Source organism: Moritella marina ATCC 15381 (assembly GCF_008931805.1).
In the GTDB taxonomy this organism is placed as follows: Bacteria; Pseudomonadota; Gammaproteobacteria; order Enterobacterales; family Moritellaceae; genus Moritella; species Moritella marina.
This window is the reverse complement of the sequence record NZ_CP044399.1, coordinates 4470227-4494574: the sequence shown is the minus strand read 5'-3', so window position 1 is coordinate 4494574 and position 24348 is coordinate 4470227. Positions and strand designations below refer to the sequence as shown.

Sequence of the window (24348 nt, the reverse complement as noted above, 5' to 3'; positions counted from 1 at the left end):
ACGGCAAAGTACATAATCGATTGAACTTTGCCGTGATCATTACAGCGAATGATAATTATCCCGTCTTTTTACAATTCTCTATTCAGATTGCTGCCATAAACGCGTAAACTAGCCCAAAGTAATCCCATTTAGACGTTCATTGCAACAAGTAGCGATGGATAGTAAGAGGTAATCCGTGTCTATTAAATTTATCGCATCTTCAAAACTACCTACACCTTTTGGTACTTTCACCATGCACGGCTTCGAAGACTCTGAAACAGGTAAAGAGCATGTTGCACTTACCTATGGTGAGTTAACGAGCGATGAAGTCATTCTAGGACGTATCCATTCAGAATGTTTAACCGGTGATGCACTGTTTAGTTTACGTTGTGATTGTGGTTTCCAGCTAGAAACTGCCATGAAAAACATCACTGAAGCAGGCTCAGGTTTTATTCTTTATCTACGTCAAGAAGGCCGTGGTATTGGTCTGTTAAACAAGATCCGTGCGTATAATTTACAAGATGAAGGTGCCAATACCGTGGAAGCTAACGAACAGTTAGGCTTTGCTGCGGATTTACGTAATTATGCAATGTGTGAACCTATGCTTGCCCATCTTGGTGTTAATAAAGTCAAGTTAATGACCAATAACCCGAAAAAACTAGCGGCGATGGCAGAATACGGCGTGAATGTCGTGGCACGAGAGCCATTGCAAGTGGGTAAGAATATGCACAATGAACATTATTTAAAAACCAAAGCCGACAAGCTTGGTCATATGATGACAGAAACGCATTTCAAAGAAGATTAATAAGTTCTGCTGTTATTAATCGCAGGTACCGTTATAAACAATAACAGCAGCCATTGGCTGCTGTTATTCGTTTCACACCATAATACTACATAGCCTATTCCTAGCTGCTAGGATATCTAAATAGTCACATTAAAGCTCGCTGGTGCGCTCTGCTAAATAACCTTCATAATCTGGAATTTCATGCTCGTATTTACTGCTGGTATGGATCGAGTCGATAATGAAGTCGGCAGTTGCCGGGTTCGTTGCAACCGGTATATTCCACACTGCCGCTAAACGCAATAATGCTTTTACATCGGGATCGTGTGGTACCGCATTCATCGGGTCCCAGAAGAAGATCATCATATCAATCTCGCCTTCTGCAATCATAGCACCAAGCTGTTGATCACCGCCCATAGGGCCACTGAACAGTGCTTTCACAGGTAGCTCAACATGTTTAGTTAATAGTGTAGCTGTGGTACCAGTGCCAAATAGGTGATGTTTCTGCAAGATATCTGCACGTGCTTTTGACCAAGCAATTAAATCAGACTTCATATGATCATGGGCTACAAGCGCGATACGTTTGTTAACTGCCATGCAACGGGTAATTTTTTGCATCAGTGACCTACTGTTAATTTAAAACAATTGAAGATAATAAGGCTGATGATACTACTAAATAAGCGGAGATACACGGATGAGAGTCCCAGTTCAGGCTCTCGAACAAGTAGCTGAACTGGGCTATTTATATTACACCTTCATATTACGGTGTTGGTATTGCGATATGAATGGCTGGATTAATGACTGCCGTCACTAGTGATCACCACCACCAAGCTCTAGCAAAGTAGCATTACCGCCAACGGCAGTAATATTGATCGTACGCGTACGCTCAGTAATAAAGCGCAGGATAAAGTGCGTATCTGTCACGTATGCCAATGCACTGCCACTGATCTCAGCAACCAGTTGCGCCAATAAACCAGCACGCGTTGATAACGTGCGGTTAATCATTTGCGCTGTCTGCGCATCACCAGTAAAAGCAACACCCGCGACTTTTGGTGATTCAATCAGTGCTGTTAGCTCTGTTTCTTCAGCGCCCTGCACCACTAGTTCAGAAATACCCGCTGTGTGTAGCGTATTAAGTAATACAAACTGCAATGCTTGCTGCGCTTGAGGCAATGCCAATACCAAGGTATTACCTGCTAATAAGGCTGCGCTGATATGACCAACAATGGCATTAATCGTGCTACTTTGCTCTGCATCTGTCGCCGCAACAACAAATAAACCACGTCCAGCACTGTAAAGTTCGTTCACTTCACCTGTCGGTCCAGGCATTAACTTTTCATCACCGATGAGCGTGATAGCTTGCTGCTTTTGGTATTTTGCCATTTCACCTGCAAGTTTACCCAGTGCCGCTTCTTGGCTAATAATATCGACCCATTTACCAATCAACTCTGCACGCGCGATCACACCGAGATCATTCCAACTTGCCCATGCACAAAGGCCAGTTTCAATTAGCTGCTGCGTCTCTACTACTTTATTTTTTACAACCATGGTTTAACTCCTTAATTTACAATGACGCAGCTTAAACGCTAACAACTTGCTTAGTGAAACGATAGAGGTAATGTGGACCACCCGCTTTTGGACCCGTACCTGATAAACCTTGACCACCGAATGGTTGTACCCCAACAACAGCACCAACTTGGTCGCGGTTGATGTAACAGTTACCCACTCTTATTTGGCGTTCGATATCAGTATAACTACGTTCATTACGGCTATGAATACCCATGGTTAAACCAAAACCAGTGGCATTGATTTCGCTAATCACCTTGTTTAACTCTGCGGCTTTATAACGCACAATATGTAAAATAGGTCCGAATTGTTCATTTTCTAATTGATCAATACTGTTAATTTCAAAGGCTATAGGCGCAATGAAATCACCAAAATTACATTCATCACTCAGCGTAACTTCACCAACCACTTTGCTTGTTTCACGCATTTTATCAATGTGTGCTTGCAGTTTTTTCTTCGCCAGTAAATCAATCACAGGTCCCACATCGGTATGATGCTGCTGCGGTAAACCGACGTGTAACTCTTGCATTGCACCTTGGATCAAGGTGGTAATACGATCGGCAACGTCTTCTTGCACAAACAATACGCGCAGTGCACTACAGCGTTGACCCGCAGACGCAAATGCAGAGCGCATTACATCACGCACCACTTGCTCTGGCAGTGCTGTACTATCAACGATCATGGTGTTTTGACCACCCGTTTCAGCAATCAGCGTCGCCACGTTAGTATCACGTTTAGCCAATGTTCGATTAATCACTTGTGCCGTTTCAGTCGAACCAGTAAATACCACACCGGCAATACGTTCGTCAGATGTCAGTAATGAACCAACCGTCGCACCGCTACCTGGTAGTAAATGCACAGCTTCTTTCGGTAAACCCGCTTCTAACATCAGCTCCATCGTGCGTGCAGCAATCAAGCTAGTTTGCTCTGCAGGTTTAGCGATAACAGTGTTACCCGCCACTAATGCTGCTGCAACTTGGCCAAGGAAAATCGCTAATGGGAAGTTCCAAGGGCTAATACAAACAAAGACACCTTGTCCCTGACGCGTGACTTGTTGGGCAATACCATCAAAACGTACTTGGTTTTTAGCTACCGAGAAATTTTCAGTGGCTTGCATTGCATAATAACGACAGAAGTCGACGGCTTCACGTACTTCATCTAAGCTATCGTGAATCGTTTTACCCGCTTCTTTATGACATAACGCCACTAATTCAGCTAAGTTTTCTTCTAATAAATCAGCGACTTTATCTAAACACTCAGCACGCTGTGCAACAGGTACAGCAGACCACGTAGGAAAGAAAGCAGCAGCGCTATCTAACGCTGTCGTTACTTCTGCAGGCGTTGACCACAATACCTGACCTACGTGAATACGACGGTCGTAAGGCGCACTCACAGGCTTCGCATTGTCTAATTCTGTGGTGATCACTTGACCATTAACCACAGGTGCTGCTTGCCAGGTTTTTTGCATCTGCAAAGTCAGTTCATTATTAAACGGCGTGATCTCACTGATAATATCAACATTGATGTTGCATGAATTTTTACGCCCAGCAAAGATCTTCGTTGGTAATGGAATCAAACTGTTGTGGAACGTTGGTCGACTTTCTAAAGTATCAACCGGATGTTCTGTTAATTCACTAATTGGGCAATCAGCATCAACCAAACGGTGTACGAACGAACTGTTCGCGCCATTCTCTAATAAACGACGAACCAAATATGGCAACAAGTCTTTGTGGCTACCAACTGGCGCGTAGATACGCACATCAACACCATACATTTCTAATGCGTGGTTATAGAGCGCATCACCCATGCCATGTAGACGTTGGAACTCATAGTCTTTATGCTCAGCCATAGTCGCAATTGCAGATACGGTATGGGCATTATGGCTCGCAAACTGTGGATAGATACAACCACGGATTTGCTCGCTTAATAAGAAACGAGCACAGGCAAGGTAGGCAACATCGGTCGCTTCTTTACGAGTATAAACAGGGTATGCATCAAAGCCATTTTGCTGTGATAATTTAAGTTCAGTATCCCAATAAGCGCCTTTTACTAAGCGTAATGGGATCACGTCGCCCTGCTCTTTCGCTAATGCTGCAAGCCAAATCAATGTTGGCAACGCTCGCTTAGAATAAGCTTGTACCACAATACCGAATTTGCCCCAGCCTTGTAGGCGTGGATGACGATACAGCTTTTCAAATAAAGCTAATGATAATTCTAATCGGTCAGCTTCTTCTGCATCAATAGTAATACCGACATCTAAATCGCGCGCACGTAATAATAATTCTAATACCGTGTCATGCATTTCAGTCATTACACGCGCTTCATTCGCGACTTCATAACGTGGGTGCAATGCCGATAATTTAATTGATACTGTTGGCGCAGGCGTTTTATCGTTAGCGTATTTGTTTTTACCAACCGCTTCGACTGCTTTGATGTAATCATTAAAATATTTTTTCGCGTCTGCGCTTGTTAACGCTGATTCACCCAACATATCAAATGAATAGGTAAAGCCTTTATCACGCTGTGGACGGCCATTTTTTTGTGCTTCAGCAATATCACGACCCAATACAAATTGGTGCCCCATGATCTTCATGGCTTGATTCATTGCTTGACGAATAATCGGTTCTGATACTTTATTAACTAAACGGCTAATGGTGTTACCCGCTGATTTAGTATCTTTGCGATCCATGCTAACGACTTTACCAGTCAGTAATAGACCCCATGTCGATGCGTTCACAAAAGTTGAATCAGAATTTTTTAAATGTGATTTCCAATCTGCTACGCTTAATTTGTCACGGATTAATGCATCCGCAGTTGCCGCATCAGGAATACGCATCAAGGCTTCAGCAAGACACATCAATAAGATGCCTTCTTTGGTATCGAGACTGTATTCCAATAACAAGGCATCAATCATTTGAATGGCTTGTTTATCAGCGCGCACGCGTTCGATTAACACAGTTGCATTGGTGGTGATCTGAGATTTCTCTTCTGCAGATGGGCGGGCCATTGGCAGCAATTCAGCTAACCATGTTGACTCATCAACCATATACAAAGGAGATATTAACTGCCAAAGTTCATCCATAGGACGATCTATAAACGACGGAGAAAGTGCATCTAACGCTTTAAACATACCAAGGGCCTCTTAACTTACGAAATTTAATGCTGCGAGAGTGTTACATTAAAGATGCGAAAATAATATGAGTTAGTTAGCAGAAATAGAAAGAAAATGCGTTTTATATAAAATAATTAGTACTTCACTTCAGTTTATGCGGATATTTAAACCCAAATGCCACATAAAAATCATAAATCTGGTGATTATGGTAAGCGTTGTAAGGATAGAAGGTGGCGGCTAACAAGACAAGCCGTGATCACTAATAGTATTTTCACCGCCCAGTACGGGGCAAAATAAATGGCTAATAGCATCGCCAGCCACATACTCGACAGTGAACTCACTAACTGCTTTTTACTGATGCCTTTACGTAATAAATAGTTAGTTAAGTAAGGGCCAAGGTAACGATGATTAAACAACCATAATTGTAGTTTGCGTGAAGAACGACTAAAGCAAGCAGCGGCTAATAATAAAAATGGCACAGTTGGTAGCAAGGGTAAGAATATACCCAGCACACCTAAAGTAACAGCAAGGCAACCCGCCAACAGTAATAGTGCACGCCACGGTTGCGAGACTAAATAATTTTCAGCGACGATAGGTTCACCAGTTTGCGGCGCATCAACAATATACTCTGATTCTGCTGTCTCGGCGTTAGCTGGCTTTTTTAATCTCGCTTTACCTGTCGGTTTAGTCGTCATCCTATTTCGTCACCGTTTTATAAAAATGTGCATTACCCACCATAACCCAATGATACTCGTTCATAAAGCAACACCAGCATAAAACTATCGTGGACGAATTATTTTAATAATAAAAAGGCAGGGAAATGCACCTTTTTAACAACGATATACCAACGTACAGTGACGATAAGTATCATGCAAGTCAGCGCAGAAAATGTACTGTCAACAGCGAGGTTCACCAACAAGATATGCAAACAGCAGCCTAAAATAATCGGCGTAGCGTAAAGCTCTGTATTATTAAATAAGGTTTGTCGATGAGCGAGAATATCCCGTAATACCCCACCAAAAATAGCAGTGACCATTCCCATAGATACCGCAACATAAGCAGCATAACCGTCACTGTATAATTGTTGAGTGACGAGTACTGAAAATAGTGATACACCAATAGTATCAAACATAATGATCAGTTTATTGAGACGGTTTTTACGGATATGGGTAATAGTGAAAAAACCAATAACGGCACTGACTAACGCGGTCCAAAAATAATTCGGTTCACGGATCCAAAAGATAATATCCGCAGATAAAATAAGATCGCGTAACGTACCACCGCCTAACGCCGTGATCCAACCCAACATCATGATACTGACTATGTCTTTACCCCGATTAGATTCGACCAACACACCACTAAGCGCGAACGCGACAATGCATATCATTTCTAAGCTATAGACCAACATCTGCAACTCCTTGTCGCACTAACTTCATATTTTAATTTATTAATTAAACCGTCTATTAATAAAAAAGCTGTTAAGCTCGCAGTCTACCCAGTGATTTAAGCAACTGGCAACTGTTTTCACCTCATTAAAGGTTCTGTTCGTCCTACTCGTCACAATATCCAATAGCCAGAAACAACAAAACCCCAGCAAGCTGAGGTTTTTACGTCGTATTAAGACACGATAAACGAATGACTAATGACTAATGAGAAGTCATCATATTGAGAATAGACGCATCAACATCGAGAATATAAACCCCTTCCCCATAGACCCAACCCCAAGGTTTAAAGTATTGGCTATAAGAGATTTTCTTTTGTTCTGTCCCGTCTGCATTGAAGTGGTAAAAATAGTGTGAATACCCTTCATTCTGACGATATACCGCCTCGTTATACAATAACTGATATAACTTAACACCATTAATATCACGATCTTCTTTGACGTTCTGATTCCGCATCGTCGCATTATTCACTGATTCTAAAAGCAGATAGTCGTCGTTAAATACAAAAATATAATTTTCATTTACTTGATTAATCTGGTGAATTTCGTCGATCGCTTGTTGCTGAGCTTGAGCCAGACTCAAGTCACCGTCAAGGTAACGCTGATAATAACCATTGATGAGAGTGCCGATAAAATGAATGCGGGGTTCCAATGCACATCGACGTTGATCGATTACATTATTACGGACATATAAAAAATAACTCGTGCTTAACCCTATAAATAATAAAGATAAACCTGCTGCGATTAATAGCAGCTTTTTTTCTAGTGATATTGCTTTTGACATTAATTAACTTAATGAACATTCACATCCTTATTAGTTCAACCTTCTGTTGCTAATGGACGGGCGATCATACAGGACAAAAATACAAATCGAAACCGCAAAAACACGAATGGTCATACCTGCCACAAAATCATCTATTACCAGCTCATTATGCTAATAAATATCCCTCACATCTCAGATAAGTGACTTATTAAAATAACAATTAATCATTATTACAGTTTAATTAAGTTGTCATTAAAACGTCATAAAAATGCATAAAGGCTGTCACATAAAAACCATAATATGCACAGCGTACTTACTCACCTGTCTAGGAAGATAGAGATAATGAAAACATTACTAACCAGTACTACATTAATCGCAAGTTTGATGACTACAGTTGTAAATGCCAATGATGATCTTGATTCAGTTATTAGCGCAGCAAAAAAAGAAGGCGCAGTATACAGTGTCGGCATGCCAGATAGCTGGGCAAACTGGAAAGGCACTTGGGCAGATTTGGGCGAGGTTTATGGCTTAAAACACCAAGATACAGACATGAGTTCGGCACAAGAAATTGCTAAATTCTCAGCTGAAAAAACCAATGCAACGGCAGATATTGGTGACGTCGGTTTTGCATTTGCGCGTGTTGCAGTAAAAAAAGGCGTAACACAAGCTTACAAACCAACAACGTGGGACAGCATTCCAGATTGGGCTAAAGATAAAGACGGTCACTGGGCACTTGCTTACACAGGTACTATCTCATTTATTTCCAATAACAATTTAGTTAAAAACCCACCGACATCATGGAACGATATTCTCAAAGGTGATTACCGCGTTACTGTCGGCGATGTTGGTATCGCATCACAAGCGAACAACGCCGTGTTAGCAGCAGCCTTTGCAATGGGTGGCAGCGAAAAAAATATCAAACCAGCAGTCGAATTCTTCTCTAAGCTTGCCAAACAAGGTCGTTTATCACTGAATGATCCAGGCTTAGCTAACCTTGAAAAAGGCGAAGTAGAAGTAGCTATTCTTTGGGACTTTAATGCCCTGAATTATCGCGATCAAATAGACCGCAGCCGTTTCACTGTATCAATTCCACAAGATGGTTCAGTGATATCTGGTTACACCACCATTATCAATAAATATGCTCAGAATCCTAACGCGGCAAAACTGGCGCGTGAATATATTTTCAGTGATAAAGGCCAAATTAATTTAGCGCAAGGTTATGCACGTCCAATCCGTGACAACGTAACACTACCAGCTGAAATCCAAGCGCAACTATTACCCAATGAACAATACAACAATGTACATTCGGTTACGGATTTTAAAGCCTGGGAAAAAACAGCACGTAAACTGCCACGCCAATGGCAAGAAAATGTACTACTGCATATCCAGTAACAATGAACTCCTTGATATCGAATAGAAACGTACTACTTCACATTCACTAAAAGAGCAGCTAATGAACAATAAAGTAATCCTTGTTGTTCTCGATGGTCTTAATCATCAAGTAGCCCATGATTGCATGGGTTACTTGAATGCATTAATAGAGCAAGATCGAGCAACACTTTATCCGGTTATCAGTGAACTACCATCAATGTCACGTCCACTGTACGAATGTTTATTAACAGGTGTAACACCAGCAAAAAGTGGCATAGTGAATAATGATATTGTTCGTCTGTCACACCACAGCAGTGTATTTAGTTTAGCGAAGCAAGCATCGTTAACCACAGCCGCAGCGGCTTATCATTGGATGAGTGAGTTATATAACATCGCCCCTTACAATGCAGTGCGCGATCGCTTTACTGACGATCCAAGCCTAAATATTCAGCATGGTTGTTTCTATCATATGGACCACTACCCTGATGAAATGGTGTTTCTAGATGCTGAAAATCTGCGTCAACAACACAACCCTGATTTTTTACTTATTCACCCGATGAACATCGATGATGCCGGCCATAAATTTGGTTTAGATTCGAGCCAATATCGTAATACCGCGCGCGGGGCAGACATCATCTTATCTAACTATGTTGATGTGTGGTTAGACGCCGGATACCAGATCCTTATCACCAGTGATCATGGCATGAACAATGACAGATCCCACGGCGGTATATTACCTGAAGAACGAGCAGTACCTTTGTTTGTTATCGGTGACAGTTTTAGCCACCAGCCAACGGTGATGCAACAAACCGAGTTATGTGGCAACGTTTGCCAATTATTAGGTTTGGTCGATCATGGTAAAGCTTATAATTCAGCGCTATTAAACAAACAACCTGAATTTATCCGCCAACAGCCCTGCAACACCAGCATTAAAACCAGCGCCAGCACAAACACGAATAACCAAGCAGAAAAGAGCGAAAATAGTCTATGAACACTATTTCAGTTGCCGCAGTGGAAACCGCAAACACCAAGTCAACTCGCAAACCGCTGCGATTAACTAAATTTAAACCGGCATTAATCTTGCTACCGTTTGCACTGCTGTTTTTTATGTTTCAGATTGCCCCGATGTTGTGGGTATTGTTCAATAGTTTCATTTATGAAGATGAATTTAGCCTAGAAAATTATCAAGAAATTTTTGATTCCGCTTTTATCCTGCAAGGCTTCAGTAACAGCTTGTGGCTAGCGGTCACCTCAAGCCTTATCGCCATTATCATTGCAGCATTATTTGTGTCTTCATTACGTCGTTTTGATTCTCGCGCTCGAGACTTGATCGTTTCATTTACCAACATGACAGCCAACTTCAGCGGTGTGCCACTGGCATTTGCCTTTATTATTATTCTCGGTTTTAACGGCGCACTGACTTTACTGCTAAAGAAATACGGCATTATTGATGATTTTAATTTGTATGGTCAGTGGGGCTTACTGGCTATTTACATCTATTTTCAAGTGCCACTAGCCACCTTACTACTTTACCCTGCATTTGATGCCCTGAGTGATGATTGGCAAGCTGCTTCATCTTTGCTTGGCGCTAACAATTGGCAGTTTTGGCGTTACATCGGCCTACCGGTATTATCACCCGCCTTGCTTGGTACCTTTATCATTTTAATTGCCAATGCCATGGGCGCTTATGCCAGTATCTACGCATTAACATCGGGTAACTATAATGTTATTACCGTGCGTATTGCCAGTCTGGTATCCGGCGATATCTTCCTAGAGCCTAATCTAGCAGCAGCCATTTCAGTATTACTTATTTTATTACTGGCGTTCATCACGCTTATAAACCAACTACTAATTAGTCGGAGTTACCATGCCAAACGCTAATTCTTCGCTGTACCATAAGGCCATTGTTTATAGCACGATAGCGGTATTGGTCATCCCGATCCTCGCGACGTTTTTATATTCAATTTCATCGAGCTGGGGCGCAACTATATTACCAAGTGGCTTTACATTTGATTGGTATAGCCAGTTATGGCAAGACCCGCGCTTTATCGCTGCATTTGGTCGCTCACTGCTTGTCTGTATTAGTGCCTTATTATTAAGTGCGCTGTTAATCATTCCAGCCATTTTTGTGGTGTTTTATTATTTCCCTAAACTAAATGGTTTGATGAATATCCTGATCTTATTACCTTTTGCGGTACCGCCAGTGGTGTCATCTGTGGGTTTACTGCAAATATACGCGGACAGCTCAATACAAATTGTCGGTACGCCGTGGATATTAATCGGTACTTATTTCACGATTGCCCTGCCGTTTATGTATCGCGCCATCGCCAATAGTTTTGAAGCGATTAATTTAGCTGATCTGATGGATGCAGCACACTTACTGGGCGCGAGTACCGCACAAGCCTTCTTCCTGATTATTTTACCCAACTTGAAGAAAGGCTTACTGGCATCGCTGTTTTTATCTTTCTCGTTCTTATTGGGTGAATTTGTATTTTCGAATATTTTGGTGGGTACGCGTTATGAAACCCTGCAAATATATTTATATAACATGCGTCAAACCAGTGGTCATTTCACGTCTGCATTAGTCATGACTTATTTCGCCTTTATTTTCCTTTTCACTTGGTTGGCCAGCCGTATTAGCCGAGGAGCTCAATAATGAGTTTTGTTACTGTAAAAAATCTACAAAAAAGCTTTGGTAGTAATACCGTATTTTCTGACATTAACTTCAATATCGCCCAAGGTGAATTTGTTACCTTACTCGGTCCGAGTGGTTGTGGTAAATCAACCTTGTTACGTAGCCTTGCCGGACTTAACAGTGTCGACACAGGTGAAATATGGGTTGGAGAACAAAATATTACCGACTTAGCACCGCAGAAAAGAGACATAGGTATGGTATTTCAATCATATGCTTTATTTCCTAATATGACCGTGGCGAATAATATCGCCTTCGGTTTAAAAATGAAAAAACTGCATAAAGATGAGATAGCCAAGCAAGTGGCTCGGGTCATTGAATTAGTTGAATTAAAAGGTAAAGAAAACCAGCACCCACACCAGTTATCAGGTGGACAAAGACAACGAGTAGCCTTGGCGCGTGCCTTAGTCGTACAGCCAAATATTTTATTACTTGATGAACCGCTGTCAGCCTTGGATGCGCGTATCCGTAAACATTTACGCCAACAAATTTGTGACATTCAAAAAGAACTTAACCTGACAACGGTATTTGTGACCCACGATCAAGAAGAGGCCATGACCATGTCTGATCGTATCTTTTTGATGAATGAAGGGTCAATTGTACAACAAGGCAGTGCCGAGCAAATCTATACCCAGCCCCACAATGAATTTGTGGCCGGATTCATGGGTAATTATAATTTATTATCAGCGCAGCAAGCGCAAGATGTACTGGGGATGAGCATTAAAAATAAATTAGCTATCCGCCCTGAATCCATTTATGTACGTGAATCAGGCCGTGATTATGGTGCACATATTTCTCCCCCAACCCAAGGCATCATTAAAAACCATCAATTATTAGGGAACGTGATCCGTTACCAGGTCGATGTAAAAGGCTATGATATTACCGTCGATTTATTAAATCGTTCATCAGAACGCTTATTCGCAACGGGTACACCGCTAGAACTATTGTTTAACCTCAACGAATTACAACAGGTCAGTTAAGAGAGCATACTATGAGCCAACCACTGTATATTTTTGATTTAGACGAAACCTTAATTGCAGCTGATAGCGCCATGTTATGGCATCAGTTTTTAGTCGAGAAAGGTATTATCACCGACAGTAATTTTTTAGCCGAAGATAAACGCTTAATGAGTCTGTATTCTGCCGGTAAATTAGATATGCCAGAATACCTTAATTTTGCCATGGCACCGCTTGCATATTTGACGAAACAGCAAGTTGATTGCTTGGTTGATGAATGTGTCGAAAAATATATTATGCCAATGGTATTCCCGCAAGCACAACAACTGTTAGCACAGCTAAAGCAAGACAAGATCACCACGGTATTGATCTCGGCGACGGTGAGTTTTATTGTTAAAAAAGTAGCGATAAAGCTGGGTATTGAGCATGCGATGGGCATTGACATGCAGATAGAAGATAGCTGCTATACGGCGAATATTCTGGGGGTTGCCAGTTACCGAGATGGTAAAGTTATCCGTTTACAGTCTTGGTTAGCAGAACAAACCGAAGTTTATAGCGATAGCTATTTTTATACCGACTCGATTAACGACCTGCCCCTATGCTTATTTAGCCAATATCCGCATGTTGTTAACCCTTGCCCGCAATTAGCCCTGCATGCACAAGTACAAAACTGGCCGCAACTGATTTGGAAATAAATAGTCTGGAAGTAGACATAATTAACCCAACACAAGGATATAGACATTTGTTGGCAAAATGTCTGATACCCTTAATGCGTGCTCAGTATATTAACGGAGTATTTACGGGTTAAAAGCGTGGATACAGCGCCGCTTTCTTACCTGTCACTTTACCGACAGGGAAAGAGAAATAAATCACTCGTTGTACAACTGAAGCATACTGGCTAAAGAAACTACCGGTGTTATAAGCAATACCGTATTTAGCCGCAATCACTTGTACCTCTTTCGACATTGCAACATAACGGTGTGCAGGTACTTCAGGGAATAAGTGATGCTCTACCTGGCAGCTTAAATGGCCCGTTAAAATATGAAACCATTTAGGACCTGTTAAATTAGCAGATCCTAAAATTTGACGATAATACCAATGCCCACGTGATTCATCTTCACATTCTTTTTCGGTAAAGGTATACACTTCTGTTGGGAAGTGACCACAGAAAATAATCGTGGAAGTCCAAAAATTACGCAGTAAATTAGCCGCTAAATTACCCAGCAATACCATCACAAAAAACGGGCCCGCTAATAATGGGAAGATAACGTAATCTTTGAGAATTTGACGCGTTGATTTGCTATAGAATACTTTCTTTAATTGCTCAACATCAACGTGTGATGTACGACCCGCTTTTTTCTTACCAAAGAATACCCGTTCACCTGCCATTTCATGAAAGGCGATACCCCACTGAAATAAAGTACTGAGCACCAGGTAAGTACCAAACTGCCATGTATTACGTAAGCGCCAAGAGAAGTCATCACTTAAGCGTAGTAATCCATAACCAAAGTCACGATCTTTACCGACAATATTAGTGTAAGTATGGTGTTCGTAATTATGCACGCGCTTCCATGATTCTGAACTGCAGGCATTATCCCATTCAAATGTTTGCGAGTTCAACGTTGGATCGTTCATCCAATCATATTGACCATGCAGCACGTTATGGCCAATTTCCATATTATCTAAGATCTTCGATGCGCTTAATAGCAGCACGCCCACCCCCCAGAAATACAGCGACATAAAACCCAATACCAAGCAAATACGTCCGGCAATTTCTAAGCTACGCTGCTGGCGTACAACCTTTTTAATATAACGTTCATCCGTACTACCTACTTGTTCCATGGCTTTGGCTTTTACGCCATCAAGATCTATTGCCAGTTGTTCTAATTGCTCTTCATTTAACTTTTGACCAAAGTTCTTATTTAGTTCTTTATTTAACTCTTTATTTAACTCTTTATTTAACTCTGCCATCATCTTACCCCTATAAATTAATCACGACATCAGTCACTGGTACACTGATACAAGCTTGAATATCTTCTTCACCGGTATCTGAATATGTTTTTGTTTGGCTGTTATAAACCACACCACTTACTTTTTTACATTTACATTCTTGGCAAATACCCATACGGCAGCCATATTTAGCTGGAACGACGTTGTCTTCGGCAAGTATTAACAGTGTTTTCTGATTGTCTTCATCCACAACGACCTCTTTATTGGTTATTGCAAACGACACGTTACGCACAACATTCAGATCGACATTGCGAAAACTTGCTAAGCCAAACTGCTCAAGATGCAGTGCGCCTTCAGGTAGACCCATGTCCAATAATAATTCTCGCGTACTATCCATCATGCTATTTGGACCACAAATATAAACTTCACTATGCTGCAAGTCGCTCGTCACGGCATTGATATGGGCTGCAGAACAATGGCCATCTCGCTCACGTTGTAATAATTTCAAGGTGAAGTTGTTATGCTCTAACTCTAATGCCACTAAGCTGCCGTTTAATGCATGTTGATTAGCACGGGCAAAATACAATAGAGTGAAGTTAATCGTCGGGTTATTCGCAACATGTGATAACAGCAAGCTATGAAAAGGCGTAATACCACTGCCACCAGCAATAAAGATCACCTCTTTATTTACTGCCATTTTTGATAAACGGTTCAATACAAAATCACCTTTCGCAGGTGAAACACCTAACATTTCACCTTGCTTAATAGCACTTGATAACCAAGGCGTAACACGGCCTGCAAATTGTTTTTTAATGGTTAAGGTGATGGTTTTATCTTGCTGTAATTGCGCTAACGAAGATGAAATAGTAAAAGGACGTTTAATGTAGCTACCATTCTTTTTTACTTGCAGCTCAATATATTGCCCTGGCTGAAAAGAAAAATGCTGTTCATTGACCTTGCCTGAAATCGCTAGTGTTAATGAATACATATCATTATTTTCAGTTTTCATTTTCACGACTGTCGCAGCAAACATCTCCCCCATCAGTACGGCAATAGGTTTCGTTGAAAATGGGGCGAAGTAAGCCTTAAACGTATCGTTATTAAATAACGTCAGTGATAATTTATTGGTTAAAACATTAAGCATGTAGCGGTCTCCCTAAAAGTTAAATGAGCTTACACTCGTACTCTAGAATGATCCATCAATATTTTAACTTTAATTTTAAATTTACATTAACTTAAATAAATCTATATTTACATGACGTTACGAGTAATACGAAACATTTACCAGAAAAACAATAAGTGAACAAGTGTTACCTATATATAAAAATGGTAATTTAAGTTAATACCAACATCAATAAATCTAATACTGATGCGCTGGATACTGTCATGTTATTCAGGTATTGTGGCGCGCTCATTAATATTGATAGAAACGATTAAAACACCATGATGAAAATACTGACTACAATGTCCCCTAATTTATTACTGCTGCTGGCGATTATCTTTGAGGTGATCGCAACGTCGTTATTACCAAAAACTCAGCAATTCAGTCAGCCGTTAATCAGTGCGATTGTATTAATTTGCTATGCGCTGGCGTTTTTCTTACTGTCGGTCACCATCAAATCAGTGCCAATTGGTATCGCGTATGCGATCTGGTGTGGTGCGGGGATCATACTCGTTACTGTGATTAGCTGGTTGTGGTATGGCCAACAACTCGACTGGGTGGCCATTTTAGGGATAAGTTTGATCTTACTCGGCAGTGTCATTATTAATATTTTCTCAACAACTATTAGCCATTAATAAACTAGAGTCGCCATTAATAAATAGTCTTATCAACAAGTTTCATCATACTGTCATAAAAATACACTACCTTAGCCATTTTATGGTTAAGGTTATGTATGCTTCCACCACAACGTTCATTATTAGCTTTCGAAGCTGTATCTCGACTCGGCTCAATAGGCGCGGCATCACGTGAACTTCACGTTACCCAAGCAGCGGTAAGCCAACAGCTAAAAAATCTTGAGCAGTTCCTTAATTGTACTTTGTTTATTCGTAATCAACGTGGCGTGACATTAACCCAAGCCGCGCAACAGTACTTACCCGTGGTATCCGGATCACTACAACACCTTAAATTACAAACGCAAATATTATTTGGCCAACAACAGTCTGATGTCTTGCGCATTAAAGTAAATACGTCGATTTGCCATAATTGGTTAATTCCCAAATTAGCTGATTTCACCAGTAAATTTGCCTTTATTAAATTAGATCTGACGTTAGTGGATTGGCCATCTCGACAACCCTGCACTGATGTCGATGTTGAGATCACCAATGGTTTTATCGACAGCGAAGGCACTCAAGCAACCCCCTTATGCCAAGAGCAATGGCTCATGGTATGCAGTCCAGCGTTCAAACAGCGACACTGTGATGCCCTCGAAAAAAATGATATTTCGCAGCTGCCAGCCATTCAAGTAAAAGGTTATGAAGAAAGCTGGATGCAATGGTTATGTCATCATGATATCGCGCCCGTCTCACCGAATATTCAACTCGAAATCAGTAATTCATTACATGGTTTAGAAGCCGTAAAGCAAGGTATTGGCTTAATGCTAGTGCGCTCACTCGTAGCCGAAAAAGCACTGGCATCTGGCGAACTTGTTCTGGCGATGGCAGGCAGCATGCCCTCTGATTCGAGTCATTACATCATCACAGCCAATAAGCGTAGCGCCAAAGTAAACTTCTTTTGTGATTGGCTAGAACAGCAAAATACCGACAATGCCATGCTGGCTAGTTTTTCTAATGTCTAGTCAATTAGGTCATCACTTTTTCTTATGCCTGACGATGGAAAATATAATGATGACGCAAGCAAATTTGTCACAGTGCCACTCTATGATGACTCCATACAGTTAAGGACAAACTAAGCATGAAGATTAATTCACACTCTCTATCACATGTCATACCGCGTACGATGTCGGAAAAACTAAAGGTACTGTTATTTATAGCGCCTTTATTGATCCCCCTATTGGCTTTCTGGATCGTGCCATTTGGTTGGAGCATCTACATCAGCTTTACCGACTGGGATTATATTTCTCCGGAATATAACTTTGTCGGTGTTGAAAACTATCAATACATGATTGAAGACAGTTACTTTACTGATGCGCTTTACAATACCTTCGTGTTTTCACTGGGCGTGGTTATTCCAACTGTGATGCTAGGATTGGGCTTTGCCTTATTACTGCATAAGAACTTCCGCGGCAGCCAGCTGTATCGCGCGGTTATATTTTCACCTTGGATCACACCGACTGTTGCAGTATCAATTGTTTGGTCATGGGTATTTGAAACCAAATCTGGTTTAGTTAATTTACTGTTAGCGAAAGTAGGCATAGCGCCAATTGCTTGGTTAGAAAGCGGTGATACGGCGATGACTGTCGTGGTTATTGTGACCGTTTGGCAAGCAGTTGGCTGGACCATGCTGTTCTTTATTAGCGCGCTAAACAAGATCCCGACATCCTTGTATGAAGCGTCACTGATTGATGGTTGTAGTCCATTAACGCGCTTCATCAAAATTACTTTACCGCTGATCTCACCAACCACGTTTTTCCTGATTATTGTCAACATGATCAATTCGGTACAGGCCTTTGACCAATTCCAAATATTAACCCAAGGCGGCCCAAGCGGTAGCACCCGAACGTTATTATATTTGTTCTATCAGCAAGCATTTGAGCAATACGATATGGGCCCTGCGGCAGCAACATCACTCATCATTTTAGCTATCACCGGCGTATTAACATTAATTAATACCGAGATGGGTAAACGCTGGATATATTACTAAGGAAAATACCGATGAGCACGCAATCTATTGATTTACCTTTGGTTAAATTCCAAAGTAACGAACCACAAACAACAGCAAACAATAAAATCGCAAAACCAGCAACACCGATTAATACATTAATAAAATCATTTGCTAGCTTGGTAGCGAAACACGGATTTTTAAGTGCGTCGGGTTTGATTATGGTGTTCCCGTTTGTGTGGATGATATCAGGTTCAATGAAAACCAATGATGAGATATTTAGTAATCCACTGAACATCTTGCCAGAAACATTTCATTGGCAAACATTTGTAGACACATTTGAAAGTGCGCCGTTTGGTCTGTACATCATGAACAGTTTCAGCGTGGCATTTTTCACCACACTGATCGTGATGATTAACTCGGCGATGTTTGCCTATGCTATTACCCAACTTAAATTTAAGTCGCGCACGGTACTCTATTTCATCGTCATGGCTTGTTACATGTTACCCGGCGCGGTGACTTATATTCCGTCTTACATTACCTTGGCAAATATGGGCTTACTTGATAGCCACACCGGTTTAATCATCTCTAATGCCGCCAGTGTATTCGGGGTGTTTTACCTGCGCCAAGTATTTCTAAAAGTGCATCCATCACTGATTGAAGCCGCACGAATTGATGGTGCTGGAGAAATTAAAATTCTTTGGGCAATCGTGCTACCACAATGCAAATCAGCATTAGCTACCTTGTTCTTGATTACCTTTATTACTAACTACAACAGTTATATGTGGCCAAGCCTACTTATCACCTCACAAGATCTTAATTTGATTGCGACGGGGATCAGGCAGTTCTTTATTGCCGAAGGTAATTACGGCTTAAACTGGTCACAGATTATGGCAGCAAGCACCATTGCAGTAATGCCACTGTTGATTCTATTCATTATTTGTCAAAAAACAATTTTGTCCGGCATTGCCGATAACGGCGTAAAAGAGTAAATAAATATGAAACTGAAAACATTAGCAATTGTATGTTCTAGCTACGCAGTCGGCGCATTCGCGTTTGCAGGTAGCGCAATGGCGACAACCGAAGTGGACTTTTGGTATTCTGGTGGCTCAAAGCAGCAGCAGTTAATGACCTCTCTGGTATCTGAATTTAACAGCAGCCAGCAAGACTATGTCATTAACAGTGCCCTACAAGGCAATTACGATGAAACCTATCAGAAACTACAAGCGGGTTTAGCGTCAAAAACTGCACCTGAATTTGTGCTGCTTTATTCTAGCCAAGCAAAAATGATGGTAGCGCGTAATCTGACTCGTGATCTTCGCCCTTACATGGACGACAGCTTTAACTATGCTGATTTCCTTGATGCATTCCGCGATCAGGTAACCGCCGATAATGGCGAGGTTTACGGACTTCCAGCTTATGGCACCACGCAAATATTCTATTACAACAAGCAAGTATTAGCAGACCATGGTTTCACTGCAAAAGATTTAAGCACGTGGCAAGGCGTAGCAAAAGTATCTGCTGCGGTAACCAAAAAAGATGCCAAAGGCAACACTACATTTTATGGTTGGGAACCAATGTGGGGTGAAGAAAACTTAATTGATGCGGCCTATTCTAATGGCGGAAAAATCATTAGTGATGATGGCAAAACAATTTTAATTAACTCGCCTGAGTGGATAACCGTTTGGAATAGTTTCCGTAAGTGGATCCATGAAGATGAAACAATGCGTATTCATCACGGCGGTCAAGGCTGGGAATACTGGTACAAGACCATTGATGATGTCGTGAAAGATCGTGCACTGGGCTATACCGGTTCATCAGGCGATCAAGGTGATCTTGATTTCACTAAACTTGGCGCAACAACGCAACCAGGTTGGGGAAATAACCCTGCTGCACCACAAGCGGGCGCGGTCAGTTTTGTTATGCCAAAAGGCACTGATGATGAAGCTGCACAAGGTGCTTTCGAATTCATGAAGTTTTACACATCGGCAGAAAATACCGCACGCTGGTCTATGACCACGGGTTATATTCCGGTACGTGAGAGTGTAAAAGATGTGCCTGCATACCAAGTTTACACGGCGAAAAACCCGCAAGCATTGATCCCATTGCTGCAAGCAAGTACGGCAAGTCAGGACTTCTTTGATCCAACGAAAGGCAAGATCACCGATGCACTGTCTATCGCTGCGGATCAGATTTTAATTGAAAATATGCCCGCTGAAAAAGCCCTTAAGCAAGCGGCTAAACGTGCTCAACGCGCACTAGACCGTGCTAATCGCTAAACTTATCTATGTCTCGACATGAAACATAAGTATGAAACATAAGTATGAAACATAAGTAAGAAACATAAGTAAGAAAAATAAGACGAATAATTGGTGGTGGGTGTGCGGCATTCATCACCAACATAACTAATAACAGCAAGGATTTACCATGTTGAATTTTACCGGTGAATTGGTCTTTGGCCATCGCGTTTTGAATTTTAATGTTAGCGCTAATATTAACACCCTCACCCTGACAGGTACGACTGTTAAAAAAGGCTTTTTATATGCTTATCTGTATGACAGTAAGCAGCAATTACGCGCCAATTTATTATTTCAAAAAGCCGATAAAACACTAATCTTAACGTCAGAATCTGCGTCACTTGGCGGTATTGCAGGAAACCTCCCTGCGGGTGATTGGCAATTACACTTATATAACCTGGAAGGTGAAAATCGCACACCAAAGGCGATGCATTATGCTATTAATATTGATACTGAAATAGAAAGAGGTATTGAATTAAATGAGCAACTTACTCCTGAGTGCAGCACCAACACACCATTACTTGCAACACCGACTCAAGCCTGCTTACGTACCAATCCAGGCTCGCCACTAGATCACAATATTCACTTTGATTACCACCACAGTAAAAATAATAACGCAGCTTGGTATCGCGGTGATTTACACGCTCACACCTTATTATCCGATGGTCATAATACCCTTGCTGCAGCGGCGCAAATAGCAGAGCAACAAGCGCTCGATTTCTTTTTTATTACCGAACACAATATTTGCCACCCTGCATTGCCCGTTACCGACAAAACATTAATCTTACCTGCAATTGAAGTCACCACAGACCAAGGGCATTTTAATGTTCACGGCCCTCGCCGTATGCTCAACATGTTCAATGCCGCTTATTCAAGTGCAGCACTGATTGAACAAGGTCTTGATTTAGTTGCCAACGATGAAGGCAATATCAGCATAAACCATCCAATGATGAAACCCTGGCATTGGCATTACCAAGACATCGCACTAAATAAAGTAAATACCTTGGAAATTTGCTGTGATCCAACATGGCCAACCTCACCGAAAGCAACTGAAGGCGCATTAACTCTACTCACGCAGCTATGGAATTGTGGTCATCGTATCGCAGGCGTTGGCGGCAGTGATTCGCATTTAGCACCGCATGAACGTAACGCCAATGCCACTGAACCATCCATTTATGGCGACCCAAGTACTTTTGTGCATGCCGATACGCTATCGGGTAACGGTATTTTACAAGGCTTACGTCAAGGCCATGTTTATCTAGAGCGTCAATGTGGTTTGGATTTTCAAATTAATAATGGCACGGTATTACCGGGTCAAGATGTCGGTAACAGAGTTATCGATTATCACCTAGCCGTCACAGATAAACGCACTGCATATTATGCCGAATGTATCGCCGATGGCGAAGTGATCAGCCGTATAAAGCTAACCGATGAAAACACTCATTTCCAAGTTGATATGAGCAACTATGCTTGGCTACGTATTGATATTCGTCGCGGCACTTTTATTAATAATAGTTATGACAATAGTATCAATAACAGTTATGACAACGACACGGCTGAATTTGAAGGGCTAATAAACCCAATTTATAACGCGACCAAAAGCATCTTTAGCCAACCTCTGGTAAATACTTGGGGCGAATTAATGCAAGAGACAAATACCCATGGAAATTAAAGGCTTACTATTCGACAAAGATGGCACCTTGCTCGAATTTCATCAAATGTGGTTACAAGTAGCCAAAGGCGCTGCGACAGATACCCTTAATGCTTACCCAGCTAAAAACAACAGCGATGATAATAACACCAATATTGATATTACCGCTTTACTAGCAGCTATTGGCGTGCACGGAGATTATGTTGATAATCATGGATTATTGGCTTCCAACCCTGTCGAAGACACTGCTGAAGCTTGGTATCAACTATTGCAACTAAGCAGTGATAAAAGTCTATTCAGCCAGACAGTAAAAAAACTATTCAATAAACAGGTTGAAGATAATCCTGCGCTGATCCAAGCCTTACCCGAGGTTAAAGATAGATTAATAGATCTAAAAGCCCAAGGCTTCAAACTGGGTATTGCCACTGCGGACAGTAAAGACGCCACCCTCTACAGCTTAATGCAGACGCAATTACACGATTTATTCGATTTTGTTGGTTATTCCGATGGCGATATTGCGCCGAAACCAGCCCCGGCATTATTGCATGCTTTTTGCCAGGTTTGCGATTTAACAGCAGAGCAAGTGATCATGTTTGGCGATACCGTCTCTGATATGAAATTTGGCCGTAATGCCGGCGCGAGCACCATCGGCGTTTTAACTGGCACAGCAACCGAAGACGAATTAAAGCCTTATGCGGATATTGTCCTGTATTCCGTTGCTGACTTTAATACTGATTTGTTGATGACAATTAATCAGCGCTAATAGCGACTAATCATTATCACGAATAATTACCACAAATAATACGGAAATCATAATGGCTGAAGTAATACTACGTCAGGTAGAAAAAGTTTATCCAAACGGATTTAAAGCTGTTCACGGTATCGACCTTACGATCCATGAAGGTGAGTTTATGGTCTTTGTTGGTCCGTCGGGCTGTGCAAAATCAACCACATTACGCATGATCGCGGGATTAGAAGACATCAGTGATGGCCAGATCATGATCGGTAATAAGTGCGTTAATAATTTACCGCCTAAAGATCGCGGTATCTCCATGGTTTTTCAAAACTATGCCCTCTACCCACACATGTCAGTATATGAAAACATGGCGTTTGGTTTAAAGCAGCAAAAAATCAATAAACGCGAAATAGAACGTCGTATTAGTGATGCCGCTGAAACATTAGAAATTACGCACTTATTAGCCAGTAAACCGGGTGAAATGTCAGGTGGTCAACGCCAACGAGTTGCCCTAGGTCGAGCGATGGTACGTAAACCCGATGTGTTTTTATTTGATGAACCTTTATCTAATTTAGATGCTAAATTACGCGTATCTACCCGTATCAGTATTGCCCAACTTCACCATGATTTAAAAGCTGAAGGCCAGAATGCGACGATGATTTATGTCACCCATGATCAGGTTGAAGCGATGACACTAGGTGATCGTATTTGTGTCCTTGATCAAGGTAACATCATGCAAGTTGATACGCCGATGAACTTGTATCATTCACCGGCAAATAAATTTGTTGCAGGCTTTATTGGTTCTCCGGCAATGAACTTGCTGCGTGCGACGGTGAGCCAAGAAAATGATGCTACTTACATCCTATTAGATAATGGGGCTAAATTTTTATTACCAAGCAACAAAGCGGAAAAAGTGACGGATAAAATCGGTCAACAAGTTTGGTTTGGATTACGCCCTGAGCACATATCTCTCGTTGCGCCATCTACAGAAGCTGCGACAGCCCAAGAACAAAATATTGAGCTCACTTACATCAAAGTAGTTGAATCAATGGGCAATGAAATGTATCTCTATTGCGTATTAGGACAAGAACAGATCATTGCCCGTTGCCATTTTGCTCCAAAGAGCAACATTCAGCATAGTGAAAGTCATTATATGCATTTTGATATGTCCCATTGCCACTTGTTTGACATTGATACTGAGCTAGCTCTCACTAACTAGCCATTATTGATATTATATAAACCAAAAAAAGAGCGATACGACTAGCGTATTGC

General features: G+C 41.4%; 23 protein-coding genes. 15 read left to right on the top strand and 8 right to left on the bottom strand.

Annotated features, from left to right (window positions below; all coding sequences use genetic code 11):
• Window positions 1–175 precede the first annotated feature (175 nt).
• Window positions 176–784, top strand: coding sequence for a GTP cyclohydrolase II (ribA, locus tag FR932_RS20290; RefSeq protein WP_019441383.1), 609 nt, complete (start codon window positions 176–178; stop codon window positions 782–784).
• A 129-nt stretch (window positions 785–913) separates the two neighbouring features.
• On the opposite strand, the gene FR932_RS20285 is transcribed toward ribA, so the two are convergent.
• The 6 genes from FR932_RS20285 to FR932_RS20260 all read right to left on the bottom strand — a co-directional run bounded on the left by FR932_RS20285 (window position 914) and on the right by FR932_RS20260 (window position 7663).
• Window positions 914–1378 carry a methylglyoxal synthase gene (locus FR932_RS20285; RefSeq protein WP_019441382.1) on the bottom strand — a complete coding sequence of 155 codons (465 nt, stop codon included), beginning with the start codon at window positions 1376–1378 and terminating at the stop codon, window positions 914–916.
• Window positions 1379–1570: 192 nt separating this feature from the next.
• Window positions 1571–2308 (bottom strand): aldehyde dehydrogenase family protein, encoded by a 738-nt coding sequence (locus FR932_RS20280; protein WP_019441381.1) that lies wholly within the window; start codon window positions 2306–2308, stop codon window positions 1571–1573.
• Window positions 2309–2339: 31 nt separating this feature from the next.
• On the bottom strand, window positions 2340–5456 hold the full coding sequence (putA, locus tag FR932_RS20275; RefSeq protein ID WP_019441380.1) for a bifunctional proline dehydrogenase/L-glutamate gamma-semialdehyde dehydrogenase PutA: 3117 nt from the start codon (window positions 5454–5456) through the stop codon (window positions 2340–2342).
• Between the two features lie 185 nt (window positions 5457–5641).
• On the bottom strand, window positions 5642–6133 hold the full coding sequence (locus tag FR932_RS20270; RefSeq protein ID WP_019441379.1) for a YbaN family protein: 492 nt from the start codon (window positions 6131–6133) through the stop codon (window positions 5642–5644).
• Window positions 6134–6231: 98 nt separating this feature from the next.
• Window positions 6232–6846 (bottom strand): trimeric intracellular cation channel family protein, encoded by a 615-nt coding sequence (locus FR932_RS20265; RefSeq protein ID WP_019441378.1) that lies wholly within the window; start codon window positions 6844–6846, stop codon window positions 6232–6234.
• 238 nt (window positions 6847–7084) lie between these two features.
• Window positions 7085–7663 carry a cache domain-containing protein gene (locus FR932_RS20260; RefSeq protein WP_019441377.1) on the bottom strand — a complete coding sequence of 193 codons (579 nt, stop codon included), beginning with the start codon at window positions 7661–7663 and terminating at the stop codon, window positions 7085–7087.
• 321 nt (window positions 7664–7984) lie between these two features.
• On the opposite strand from FR932_RS20260, the gene FR932_RS20255 reads away from it, so the two are divergent.
• From FR932_RS20255 to FR932_RS20230, 6 genes are all read left to right on the top strand, one after another.
• The gene (locus FR932_RS20255; protein WP_019441376.1) at window positions 7985–9034 is read left to right on the top strand and encodes an ABC transporter substrate-binding protein; all 1050 of its coding nucleotides are present in this window, start codon (window positions 7985–7987) and stop codon (window positions 9032–9034) included.
• Window positions 9035–9095: 61 nt separating this feature from the next.
• Complete coding sequence (locus FR932_RS20250) at window positions 9096–10004, top strand: alkaline phosphatase family protein (protein ID WP_019441375.1); 909 nt, start codon at window positions 9096–9098, stop codon at window positions 10002–10004.
• Entirely contained in the window at window positions 10001–10894 is an 894-nt protein-coding gene (locus FR932_RS20245) for an ABC transporter permease (RefSeq protein ID WP_019441374.1), read from the top strand. The genes FR932_RS20250 and FR932_RS20245 overlap by 4 nt, the downstream gene beginning before the upstream one ends.
• Complete coding sequence (locus tag FR932_RS20240; RefSeq protein ID WP_019441373.1) at window positions 10881–11669, top strand: ABC transporter permease; 789 nt, start codon at window positions 10881–10883, stop codon at window positions 11667–11669. Before FR932_RS20245 ends, FR932_RS20240 begins: the two co-directional genes overlap by 14 nt.
• Complete coding sequence (locus FR932_RS20235; protein ID WP_019441372.1) at window positions 11669–12685, top strand: ABC transporter ATP-binding protein; 1017 nt, start codon at window positions 11669–11671, stop codon at window positions 12683–12685. Before FR932_RS20240 ends, FR932_RS20235 begins: the two co-directional genes overlap by 1 nt.
• Window positions 12686–12696: 11 nt before the next feature.
• The gene (locus FR932_RS20230) at window positions 12697–13356 is read left to right on the top strand and encodes an HAD family hydrolase (protein ID WP_019441371.1); all 660 of its coding nucleotides are present in this window, start codon (window positions 12697–12699) and stop codon (window positions 13354–13356) included.
• Window positions 13357–13465: 109 nt separating this feature from the next.
• Here the strand turns inward: FR932_RS20230 and FR932_RS20225 are convergent, their stop codons facing one another.
• Both FR932_RS20225 and FR932_RS20220 read right to left on the bottom strand, forming a co-directional pair.
• On the bottom strand, window positions 13466–14503 hold the full coding sequence (locus tag FR932_RS20225; protein ID WP_196805532.1) for a fatty acid desaturase family protein: 1038 nt from the start codon (window positions 14501–14503) through the stop codon (window positions 13466–13468).
• Between the two features lie 139 nt (window positions 14504–14642).
• Complete coding sequence (locus FR932_RS20220) at window positions 14643–15755, bottom strand: ferredoxin reductase (RefSeq protein ID WP_019441369.1); 1113 nt, start codon at window positions 15753–15755, stop codon at window positions 14643–14645.
• Window positions 15756–16054: 299 nt separating this feature from the next.
• Here FR932_RS20220 and FR932_RS20215 point away from each other — a divergent pair, with 299 nt between their 5' ends.
• The 8 genes from FR932_RS20215 (at window position 16055) to FR932_RS20180 (ending at window position 24295) form a co-directional block, all read left to right on the top strand.
• The gene (locus FR932_RS20215) at window positions 16055–16408 is read left to right on the top strand and encodes a DMT family transporter (RefSeq protein WP_019628966.1); all 354 of its coding nucleotides are present in this window, start codon (window positions 16055–16057) and stop codon (window positions 16406–16408) included.
• 98 nt (window positions 16409–16506) lie between these two features.
• The gene (locus tag FR932_RS20210) at window positions 16507–17409 is read left to right on the top strand and encodes a LysR substrate-binding domain-containing protein (RefSeq protein ID WP_019441367.1); all 903 of its coding nucleotides are present in this window, start codon (window positions 16507–16509) and stop codon (window positions 17407–17409) included.
• Between the two features lie 116 nt (window positions 17410–17525).
• Complete coding sequence (locus tag FR932_RS20205; RefSeq protein ID WP_019441366.1) at window positions 17526–18434, top strand: carbohydrate ABC transporter permease; 909 nt, start codon at window positions 17526–17528, stop codon at window positions 18432–18434.
• An 11-nt stretch (window positions 18435–18445) separates the two neighbouring features.
• A complete protein-coding gene (locus FR932_RS20200; RefSeq protein WP_019441365.1) occupies window positions 18446–19384 on the top strand; it encodes a carbohydrate ABC transporter permease in 939 nt (312 codons plus the stop codon).
• 6 nt (window positions 19385–19390) lie between these two features.
• The gene (locus FR932_RS20195) at window positions 19391–20671 is read left to right on the top strand and encodes an extracellular solute-binding protein (protein WP_019441364.1); all 1281 of its coding nucleotides are present in this window, start codon (window positions 19391–19393) and stop codon (window positions 20669–20671) included.
• Between the two features lie 148 nt (window positions 20672–20819).
• Window positions 20820–22361, top strand: a complete 1542-nt coding sequence (locus tag FR932_RS20190; RefSeq protein ID WP_019441363.1) for a CehA/McbA family metallohydrolase — start codon at window positions 20820–20822, stop codon at window positions 22359–22361.
• Window positions 22351–23103 (top strand): HAD family hydrolase, encoded by a 753-nt coding sequence (locus FR932_RS20185; RefSeq protein ID WP_019441362.1) that lies wholly within the window; start codon window positions 22351–22353, stop codon window positions 23101–23103. The genes FR932_RS20190 and FR932_RS20185 overlap by 11 nt, the downstream gene beginning before the upstream one ends.
• Window positions 23104–23155: 52 nt before the next feature.
• Window positions 23156–24295, top strand: a complete 1140-nt coding sequence (locus FR932_RS20180) for an ABC transporter ATP-binding protein (RefSeq protein WP_019441361.1) — start codon at window positions 23156–23158, stop codon at window positions 24293–24295.
• Window positions 24296–24348: the final 53 nt, after the last annotated feature.

Coding starts and splice junctions, on each gene's coding strand:
- FR932_RS20285 (WP_019441382.1), bottom strand. CDS start 1,378: ATGCAAAAAATTACCCGTTGCATGGCAGTTAACAAACGTATCGCGCTT.
- FR932_RS20280 (WP_019441381.1), bottom strand. CDS start 2,308: ATGGTTGTAAAAAATAAAGTAGTAGAGACGCAGCAGCTAATTGAAACT.
- putA (WP_019441380.1), bottom strand. CDS start 5,456: ATGTTTAAAGCGTTAGATGCACTTTCTCCGTCGTTTATAGATCGTCCT.
- FR932_RS20270 (WP_019441379.1), bottom strand. CDS start 6,133: ATGACGACTAAACCGACAGGTAAAGCGAGATTAAAAAAGCCAGCTAAC.
- FR932_RS20265 (WP_019441378.1), bottom strand. CDS start 6,846: ATGTTGGTCTATAGCTTAGAAATGATATGCATTGTCGCGTTCGCGCTT.
- FR932_RS20260 (WP_019441377.1), bottom strand. CDS start 7,663: ATGTCAAAAGCAATATCACTAGAAAAAAAGCTGCTATTAATCGCAGCA.
- FR932_RS20255 (WP_019441376.1), top strand. CDS start 7,985: ATGAAAACATTACTAACCAGTACTACATTAATCGCAAGTTTGATGACT.
- FR932_RS20250 (WP_019441375.1), top strand. CDS start 9,096: ATGAACAATAAAGTAATCCTTGTTGTTCTCGATGGTCTTAATCATCAA.
- FR932_RS20245 (WP_019441374.1), top strand. CDS start 10,001: ATGAACACTATTTCAGTTGCCGCAGTGGAAACCGCAAACACCAAGTCA.
- FR932_RS20240 (WP_019441373.1), top strand. CDS start 10,881: ATGCCAAACGCTAATTCTTCGCTGTACCATAAGGCCATTGTTTATAGC.
- FR932_RS20235 (WP_019441372.1), top strand. CDS start 11,669: ATGAGTTTTGTTACTGTAAAAAATCTACAAAAAAGCTTTGGTAGTAAT.
- FR932_RS20230 (WP_019441371.1), top strand. CDS start 12,697: ATGAGCCAACCACTGTATATTTTTGATTTAGACGAAACCTTAATTGCA.
- FR932_RS20225 (WP_196805532.1), bottom strand. CDS start 14,503: ATGGAACAAGTAGGTAGTACGGATGAACGTTATATTAAAAAGGTTGTA.
- FR932_RS20220 (WP_019441369.1), bottom strand. CDS start 15,755: ATGCTTAATGTTTTAACCAATAAATTATCACTGACGTTATTTAATAAC.
- FR932_RS20215 (WP_019628966.1), top strand. CDS start 16,055: ATGATGAAAATACTGACTACAATGTCCCCTAATTTATTACTGCTGCTG.
- FR932_RS20210 (WP_019441367.1), top strand. CDS start 16,507: ATGCTTCCACCACAACGTTCATTATTAGCTTTCGAAGCTGTATCTCGA.
- FR932_RS20205 (WP_019441366.1), top strand. CDS start 17,526: ATGAAGATTAATTCACACTCTCTATCACATGTCATACCGCGTACGATG.
- FR932_RS20200 (WP_019441365.1), top strand. CDS start 18,446: ATGAGCACGCAATCTATTGATTTACCTTTGGTTAAATTCCAAAGTAAC.
- FR932_RS20195 (WP_019441364.1), top strand. CDS start 19,391: ATGAAACTGAAAACATTAGCAATTGTATGTTCTAGCTACGCAGTCGGC.
- FR932_RS20190 (WP_019441363.1), top strand. CDS start 20,820: ATGTTGAATTTTACCGGTGAATTGGTCTTTGGCCATCGCGTTTTGAAT.
- FR932_RS20185 (WP_019441362.1), top strand. CDS start 22,351: ATGGAAATTAAAGGCTTACTATTCGACAAAGATGGCACCTTGCTCGAA.
- FR932_RS20180 (WP_019441361.1), top strand. CDS start 23,156: ATGGCTGAAGTAATACTACGTCAGGTAGAAAAAGTTTATCCAAACGGA.